Genomic DNA, 7,685 nt, shown 5'->3' on the forward strand with positions numbered 1-7,685 from the left:
GCATGATTGAAGCCAAATCGCGCGCCTGGTGGCGCGCCACCTTGGCGCTTTGCCTCGGCTCATTTCTTGTTTTTATCAACTTATACGCACCGCAGCCGCTGCTGCCAGGTTTGAAGGAGACCTATCAGGTCTCTACCTTGGGCGTCAGCCTGCTGATGTCGGTATCGACCCTCTCTTTAGCTATTGCGCTGTTGGTCTTCGGCCCCCTCTCTGACGCCATTGGCCGCGAAGGCATCATGCGCATCACCCTGCTGTTAGCCGGCGGATGCTCCATTGCCTTGGCCTTTGCTCCCACCTTTGAAAGCTTACTGCTGCTGCGCCTGGTGCAGGGCTTTGTGCTGGGCGGGCTGCCGGCGGTGGCGATTGCCTGGATGGGCGATGAGTTTGACAAGCCTGCGCTGTTAAGCGCTGTGGGGCTCTATATTGGCGCCAACTCGCTCGGTGGAATCAGTGGGCGTATCGTCGGTGGGGGCGCCGCTGAAGTCGGCGGCCCCACTGCGGCATTTCTAGCGGTCGGTATCATGACGCTTGTCGGCTGTGCGGTGTTTTGGCGCCTGTTGCCCAATAGCCGTGCCTTTACTCCCCAGCGCTTCGAGTTGCGCAAAGCAGCAAGCGATTTAGTCACTCATTTACGCAACCCGGTGCTGCTAGCCGCTTACTGCTTAGGGGGTATCAACTTCCTGATCTTTATCAATCAATACAGCTATATCACCTTTCGGTTGGCGGCCGCGCCGTATCAATTAGCCGCCAGTGGTCTGGGGTTGATTTTTCTGACCTATCTCGGCGGTACCTTCGGTTCGATGATCTCTGGGCGGTTGGCCGGGCGATTTTCTCCTGCGGCCTGCATGATGCTGGGGGTAGTAATTGTAATGCTGGGCACGGCGATTACCTTAGCGGATTCGCTGCTGCTGATTATTGTTGGCTTAACCGTCAATGCCTTCGGCTTTTTCCTGGCCCATTCGTTGGCTTCCAGCTGGGTGGGGCGCTATGCCCAGGGTGCCCGGGGCAGTGCCTCGGCGCTCTATCTGGTGTTTTACTATGTGGGCGCCAGTTTGGGCGGCTTCTGGCTGGAGCCGTTCTGGCAATGGGCCGGTTGGTCGGGCGTCACCATAGGCTCGTGGCTGCTGCTAAGTATCACGCTAATGATTGCTTTAGGCCTATGGCGTTTTGAGCGTCGCCAGGCTATCAGCTAGATGAGCGTCAATTGACCATCGCGTAAGTGGTAGCATTTTGGACAGAGTCGCTCAAGCAGAGCGCTGTCGTGGCTAATCACCAGCACGCCAAGCTGGCGTTGTTCCGCCTCTCGTTTTAGCGCCTGCCAAAGCTCAAGCTGGGTGATTGGGTCGAGCATGGTGGATATCTCATCGGCGACCAGAAAGCGCACCTCCGGGGCGAGTGCCCGCAGTACGCAGACCCGCTGTAGCTCTCCACCTGATAACGATTGTGGCAAGCGCGACAGCCAGCTTGGCTGTACGCCAAACGCTTGACACTGGGCGTCAGAAGGTGTCCAGGCTTCACGTAGTATTTTGCCTACTCGCCAGCGGGGGTTGACCGCCAGCTCCGGTGATTGTGGCAGCCACTGAACGGGCTGCATGCCGCTTTTAGGTAGCGCCGCACCATCTAGGGTGACAGCGCCCGCTTGCGGCGCTAAATAGCCCGCCAGCAGTTTGCCCAGCGTCGATTTACCCGCCCCCGAGTCACCGCTTAATCCTAACCACTGACCCGCTTCCAGGGTGAGGGAAACGTCTTCCAGCATCGGTGTGTCGGGTGAAAACCGAAAGCTCAGCCGGTGCGCGTTAAGCAACGTTCGTCTCCTGTTCACGCCTGCTTACGGTGGTCGTGGCAAAAGCGTTGTCCGGTAGCGCCAGCCACAGGGCCTGTGAATAAGCGCTGGTAAGAGAGGCACCGCTGCCTTGAAAGGCGGTGGCGAGCGCGGTTTCAACCCGCTTGCCGTCACGCATAATGGTAACGTGGTCGGCAATCGGCAGGGCATGGCGCAGGTCGTGGGTAATTAACATCACCATTTTACCCTGGTCGGCGAGCTCACGTAGTGCAGCTAACACACGCTGGCGCTGGAGCGGGTCAAGACCCACGCTCGGCTCGTCGGCAATCACCAGCTTGGCTTGGCTGACATGGGCCATGGCCGTCAATACACGGCGGGCCATGCCGCCGGAAAGCTCGTGGGCATAGGCCTGCTGCGCACGGGTGTCCAACTGATAGTGGTCGAGGGCTTGTTGGGATGAGCGCCAAGCGTGCGCTGATGGTTGGCCCGCACGCTGGGCTGCCCAGGCCACCTGGCGTTGAGTACGCACCAGTGGGTCTAAAGCACTGAGTGACTGGGGAATCAGCGCCATCTCCCGGCCGCGAAGCTGGCGTTGGCGTGACGCATCAAGGGGTTTTCCTTGGTAGTAAAGCTGTCCGTTTAAGCGCGCAGGTATGGGCAGTAATCCCATAATCGCATACGCCAACAAGCTTTTTCCGGCGCCGGAGGCACCCACCACCGCATGTACCTCGCCAGGGGAAAGCGTTAGCGAAAATGCATCCAGGCAGGTGGCCCAACGACGTTTCCACCATGTGGCATAGCCGTCTGCATAGTAGGGCAACTGGAGTGTTAAATGGTCGATAATAAGCATTGCAGACCTCCTAAAGTGCACGGCGTAGCTGGCTGGAGAGTCGCTCGAAACCCAGCACCATCAGTAACAGCCCCAAGCCGGGAAATACCCCCAGCCACCAGTAGCCGCCACTTAGGTAGCGCGTGGCATCGGCGAGTAGCACGCCAATAGCGGGCTGGCTGGGGCTTAAGCCAAAGCCTAAAAAGGTCAGCGCGGCTTCGTGAAGAATCGCGTGGGGGAACAGCAGTAGAGCGCCCACCAGGCAGTGGGGCAATAAGTGGGGGAGCAAGTGGCCGTGGAGCACAAACCAGCGCGACTTACCCAGCGCACGGGAGATACGCACATAGGGCGCCTGCCGCAACTGCCATAGCTCGGCGCGTAGCACCCGAGCTAGGCTGGGCCAATGGGTCACAGCCACGGCAATAATCACTGCCTGGGTGCCGCCGCCCAGGGCAAAGGCGATCAGCATCAATAAAATCAAGTGGGGGACGCTAAGTAGCGTATCGATCAGCAGACTCACCAGTGCATCCAGCCGCGCTGACAGCGTGGCTAGGGCTGCCAAGCTAAGCGCAATCAGCGTGCTCAGGAGCGCGGCCAAGCAGCCCACCCAGAAGCTTAGCGCCAGCCCGGCAAGGGTACGCGCCCAGAGTTCACGGCCTAGCGCGTCGGTGCCCAGCCAGTGATCAACGCTAGGTGGGGCCAGACGGGCATTAAACTGCATCTGCTGGGGGAAATCGCCCAGCAGCCACTGGCTAGCGACAAGCCCTACGACCAGCAGAGTGGTGACGCCCAGGCTGAAGGCGGCGCGCAGGCGCGGCTGAGCCTGTCTCATAGCTCACCTGGCTGAATGCGCGGGTCGATAACGGCGTAGAGGCTATCGGCAATCATATTGCCAACGCTGACAAACAGCGCGGTAAATAGCGCGATGCCCAGCAGCAGCGGAATATCACTGCGTAGGCCCGCTGCCACCGTGGCTTGGCCTAAGCCGGGGTAGGCAAACACCTGCTCGATTAAAATGGAGCCGCCAAACAGCTCGCCGAGTGAGGCAAACGCCAGCGTAACCGCTGGTAAGCTGGCGTGACGGAGACCGTGGCGCCAGGCCACATCTATTCGGCTGGCGCCCTGGGCAAAGGCGTGGGTAGCAACCTCAGAGCGCATTAACTCAAGCATGCGGGCGCGGGTATGCAGGGTGATATTGGCGATGCCCAGCAGTGCCAGAGTAGTCACCGGCAGCAGCAAATGGTGCAGTCGCGTCGCGAAGGTGACTTCCTGGTTCAAGGCTCCGGCGGGCCCTGCACAGCAGGTGGGCGTCCACCCAAGCGTTACCGAAAACAGCAGCACCGCAAGTATCGCCAGCCAAAAAGCTGGTGTGGAGGCGGTAATGAAGGCGTAGGTACTGATGATGCTATCCAGCTTGGAGCCCTCTTTGGCACCTGCCACCACGCCGAGACTAAATCCCAGTAGCGCCGAGAGTAGCCAGGCGCTGCCGAGTAGCACTATCGAGCGTTGAAAACGCTGGCCGATCACCTCGCTAACCGGCTGGTTGTAGACATGGCTCCAGCCTAACTCGCCGCTGACTAACTGACGCAGCCAGTGGCCAAATTGAACGGCCGGTGGCTGATCGAACCCCCAGCGCTGGGCAATCAGGGCGCGCTGTTCGGGGCTGACCTGGGCCATTTGCGGGCCTAGGTAGGCATCAACGGGGTTAATCGGTGAGGCCATCATCAGTCCATAGGACACCAGGGCGACGCAGATAAGTACTAGCCCCAGACGGGACAAGCGCTTGACGATAGGCGCAATCAGTCGCACGTCCAGCGCCACTCAAGCAGGTTAGCGGTGATCGGCCAGCCGTGGCCGTGGGGCGCCACGCCCAGTTCGCCAACATCTAAGCAGGTATCAGCTAAGTAGACGTGCTCAAGATTGACCAGCCAGGCCCAACTACTGTCGCCGCGCAGGCCATACCCTGTCGTGCCATCCCACTGGGCTGCTTGCCAGTACTGGTTGGCTTGTTCGATGCTGTCAGCCGCCTGGGCGGCATCAAGGTGGGCATCAACTTCCGGGTTGGCGTAAAAGCCGCTGTTATAGAAGCCATTGCCCGCATGCTGGCTATGGAAAAGGTAGTAAATCTCCTGGGGGCTGTGGCTGCCAAAGCCGAACATAATGGCATCCTGGTGCAGCGCTTCGCGCTGAATTTCATCCCAGTGGCGGCCGGTGGGCTGCATCTCAATCCCCAGCGGGCGCACCATTTCAGCGCTCACTTCTGCAAGCAACTGCCGGGTGGTATCGCTTGAAGGGTAGGTAAGCCGAAAGCGTGCGGGCAGGCCCTCTTTATAGCGCAGGCCATCGTCGCCTAGCCGCCAGCCTGCGGCGTCGAGTATCGCCTCTGCCTGGGCAAGGTCGGGTGCGTCAAGGCGTTCATTGCGACTGCTCCAGGGTAAGCCGTCTGCTGGGCCGAAGGCGGGGCGTCCGTAACCCTGTAAGGCCACCTCCACCAGCGTATCGCGGTCAATGGCTAGGTTAATCGCCTGACGGATGGCAACGTCTGCGGTTACGTCGTTGCCTATCGGTGCACCAGAGGCGGCATGCTCGCCATTAACGGGCTGCATGGGGAACAGAATGCCGCGGTTATCGACGCTCTCCATAATCAACCGCTGCATATGCGCCGGAACCTTCGTTGCCAGCGCTGGCGGAACCGCGGCGATATCCAACTGGCCTGCATGGGCGGCACTTAACGTGGCGTCTTCACCGGTAAATAGAAATACCAGCCGTTCAAACGCGGGCGTAGGGCCGTAAAAGTAGGGGTTGCGTTCAACAATCAGTTGCTCGCCTTCCTGCCACTCGACCAGTTGATAGGGCCCAGAACCCAGGGGCTGACGGCCATACTGCTCGCTATAGCCGTTGTCACGCTCGGCGTTTGGCACAATGCCCAGCGTCATTAGCTGATCAACAAAGGTAATGCGTGGGGCGCGGAGGTGAAGCGTGACGGTATGCTCATCCACGGCTTGGGCATGATCCAGGGAGCTTAGATCGGCACGCCCGCCTGCCTTGGCCGCTGCGTGGAAGGTATAGGCCACATCTTCAGCGGTCAGCGGCGTGCCGTCGGCAAAGCGGGCATCATCCCGCAGCGTGAGTGTCCAGGTCAGGCGATCTTCGGAGAGCGACCACTCGGTGGCCAGTTCTGGCTGTGGCGTAAGGTCTCTGCCCCGGGAGAGCAGCGTCGATTGAAACAGCGGATTACCGTACTGCCCCCAGCCCAGTAGCGGGTCGAAGCCCTGGTCAGGCTCGCCTCCAATGGCGAGCACCAACTGCTCTTTTGCCTGCACGGCGGTTGAGGCCACTAAACAACTAAGCGTAATACCCAGTAAGATAGGCCGAGGTAATCCAGGCATCGCTTTATCCTTGCTGTCATTAGTATGATCTTTTTTCAATAACATCATACTAACGGCATGGACGACACTTGCAAAGTGAATCAATTGAGGGAGGCGTGAATGCAGCGTGTAACGGTAACGCTTGATGAGGAGCTGGTGGCAGAAGTCGATACGTTAATGCGTGAGCGTGGCTACCAAAACCGCTCAGAGGCGATTCGCGACCTGACCCGCAGCGGTTTAAAACAGGTGAGGGAAGAGGCCGCACCGGATTCGCCCTGCATGGGCGCGCTGGTGTATGTCTATGATCATGCCGCCCGTGAGCTGTCCAAGCGCTTAACGCGCCACTCCCATGACCATCACGACCTGACGCTTTCGACCCTGCATGTGCATATCAACCACGACAGTTGCCTGGAAGTGGCGCTGCTCAAAGGCCAGGGGCGGGCGCTAAAGCAGTTTGCCGCCGAAGTCACATCGTCGCGAAGCGTGCGCCATGGGCAACTGGTGCTAATACCGGACGAGTAGGGCTGCAAAAGGTTGCGGGCATAAAAAAGGTGACCCGAGGGTCACCTTTTCTGATCGGTAGCGCGAGCACTCTTAGTGCTCAACGCCGCCTTCGCCGTGCACGTGGCCGTGCTCAACTTCTTCAGCGCTGGCTTCGCGTACTTCAGCGATCTCAACATCAAAGTTGAGCTGTTGACCGGCTAGCGGATGGTTGCCATCAACAACGACTGTGTCGCCTTCGACTTTCTTGACGGTAACCATGAGCGGGCCGCCTTGGGTCTGGGCTTGGAACTGCATGCCCGGCTCAATGCTTTCAACGCCTTGGAACGCGTCCCGTGGTACTTCTTGCATTAGCTGCTCTTGCAGCTCGCCATAACCCTCTTCAGGAGATACGGCAACGTTCAGCTTATCGCCCGCAGTACGACCTTCCAGCTCTTTCTCTAGACCCGGAATGATATTGCCGGCGCCATGGAGGTAGGTAAGCGGCTCACGGCCTTCGGAACTGTCTAGCACTTCACCTGCATCGTTGGTCAGGGTGTAGTGAAACGCGACAACCGAGTTTTGCGCAATTTGCATGGAATAACCTTTCGGTGAGTGCATGTTCCAATATGGTAACGCGTGTGGGCTGGCTTGTCAGGGGGTAGCTGCGCTTTTTCCTACTCACCACTTTCGGCGGTATTGCGCACCAGGGTGACCAGGGATACCCTACGACCAACACTTTTTCCTTTGCCCTATCACTTTTGGAGCATGCAATGACGATCTTGATTATTTGGCTTGTCGCATTTTGCCTGATTGCTTATTTTGCCTATCAGCGCTGGAATAGCGGCGTTAGCGAGGGGTTGGACAAGGTGTTGCCGGGTTTTTTGAAAAGCCATGGCGACAACCGCTATCTATGGGTAATTACACTGGCAGTGCTGGGCGCTACTACCCTGGTGCAACCGGTCGAGATGCTGCTGGTCGTTATCCTGCTAGGCCTGATTGGCTGGGTTATTATGGCACTGGCTAGCTGGGCAGGTAATAAGACTCACCGTTAAGCTGATTGCAGCTAAAAGCCCGGCCATCAAATGAGATGGCCGGGCTTTTTTATAGTGCGCCAGGCATGGCGCGCAGCGCCTTGACTGGCGCTGTTCCTGGGGGTGGTGCCTCAGGATGACTTGGGGGTGAAAGTCCCCTGCACGCCCGGCAAGGGGAAGTGCTAGCCGAC

The 7,685-nt window shown here is 58.9% G+C and carries 9 protein-coding genes; 3 read left to right on the plus strand and 6 right to left on the minus strand.

Going from position 1 to position 7,685, the window contains the following annotated elements:
• Positions 1–2: 2 nt before the first annotated feature.
• Positions 3–1,193, plus strand: coding sequence for an MFS transporter (locus tag QT231_RS14845; RefSeq protein WP_308337625.1), 1,191 nt, complete (start codon positions 3–5; stop codon positions 1,191–1,193).
• Here QT231_RS14845 and QT231_RS14850 read toward each other — a convergent pair.
• Genes QT231_RS14850 through QT231_RS14870 form a run of 5 tightly spaced genes read right to left on the minus strand, consistent with a single transcriptional unit; the run spans position 1,190 to position 6,001 of the window.
• Positions 1,190–1,804: an ATP-binding cassette domain-containing protein gene (locus QT231_RS14850; RefSeq protein ID WP_308337626.1), complete on the minus strand. Its 615-nt coding sequence runs from the start codon at positions 1,802–1,804 to the stop codon at positions 1,190–1,192. The two genes, QT231_RS14845 and QT231_RS14850, sit on opposite strands and share 4 nt — an antisense overlap.
• Complete coding sequence (locus tag QT231_RS14855; RefSeq protein ID WP_308337627.1) at positions 1,797–2,633, minus strand: ATP-binding cassette domain-containing protein; 837 nt, start codon at positions 2,631–2,633, stop codon at positions 1,797–1,799. The genes QT231_RS14850 and QT231_RS14855 overlap by 8 nt, the downstream gene beginning before the upstream one ends.
• A gap of 10 nt (positions 2,634–2,643) precedes the next feature.
• Positions 2,644–3,444 carry an ABC transporter permease gene (locus tag QT231_RS14860; protein ID WP_308337628.1) on the minus strand — a complete coding sequence of 267 codons (801 nt, stop codon included), beginning with the start codon at positions 3,442–3,444 and terminating at the stop codon, positions 2,644–2,646.
• Positions 3,441–4,421, minus strand: coding sequence for an ABC transporter permease (locus QT231_RS14865; RefSeq protein WP_308337629.1), 981 nt, complete (start codon positions 4,419–4,421; stop codon positions 3,441–3,443). The genes QT231_RS14860 and QT231_RS14865 overlap by 4 nt, the downstream gene beginning before the upstream one ends.
• Complete coding sequence (locus tag QT231_RS14870; protein WP_308337630.1) at positions 4,412–6,001, minus strand: ABC transporter substrate-binding protein; 1,590 nt, start codon at positions 5,999–6,001, stop codon at positions 4,412–4,414. The genes QT231_RS14865 and QT231_RS14870 overlap by 10 nt, the downstream gene beginning before the upstream one ends.
• A 99-nt stretch (positions 6,002–6,100) precedes the next feature.
• On the opposite strand from QT231_RS14870, the gene nikR reads away from it, so the two are divergent.
• Positions 6,101–6,502 (plus strand): nickel-responsive transcriptional regulator NikR, encoded by a 402-nt coding sequence (nikR, locus tag QT231_RS14875; protein WP_308337631.1) that lies wholly within the window; start codon positions 6,101–6,103, stop codon positions 6,500–6,502.
• Positions 6,503–6,574: 72 nt separating this feature from the next.
• Here nikR and QT231_RS14880 read toward each other — a convergent pair whose 3' ends face one another.
• The gene (locus QT231_RS14880) at positions 6,575–7,057 is read right to left on the minus strand and encodes a peptidylprolyl isomerase (protein ID WP_226248642.1); all 483 of its coding nucleotides are present in this window, start codon (positions 7,055–7,057) and stop codon (positions 6,575–6,577) included.
• Positions 7,058–7,233: 176 nt separating this feature from the next.
• Here QT231_RS14880 and QT231_RS14885 point away from each other — a divergent pair, with 176 nt between their 5' ends.
• The gene (locus QT231_RS14885) at positions 7,234–7,515 is read left to right on the plus strand and encodes a hypothetical protein (protein ID WP_308337632.1); all 282 of its coding nucleotides are present in this window, start codon (positions 7,234–7,236) and stop codon (positions 7,513–7,515) included.
• Positions 7,516–7,685 lie beyond the last annotated feature (170 nt).

The organism is Halomonas sp. SpR1 (assembly GCF_031010175.1).
Lineage (GTDB): Bacteria > Pseudomonadota > Gammaproteobacteria > Pseudomonadales > Halomonadaceae > Vreelandella.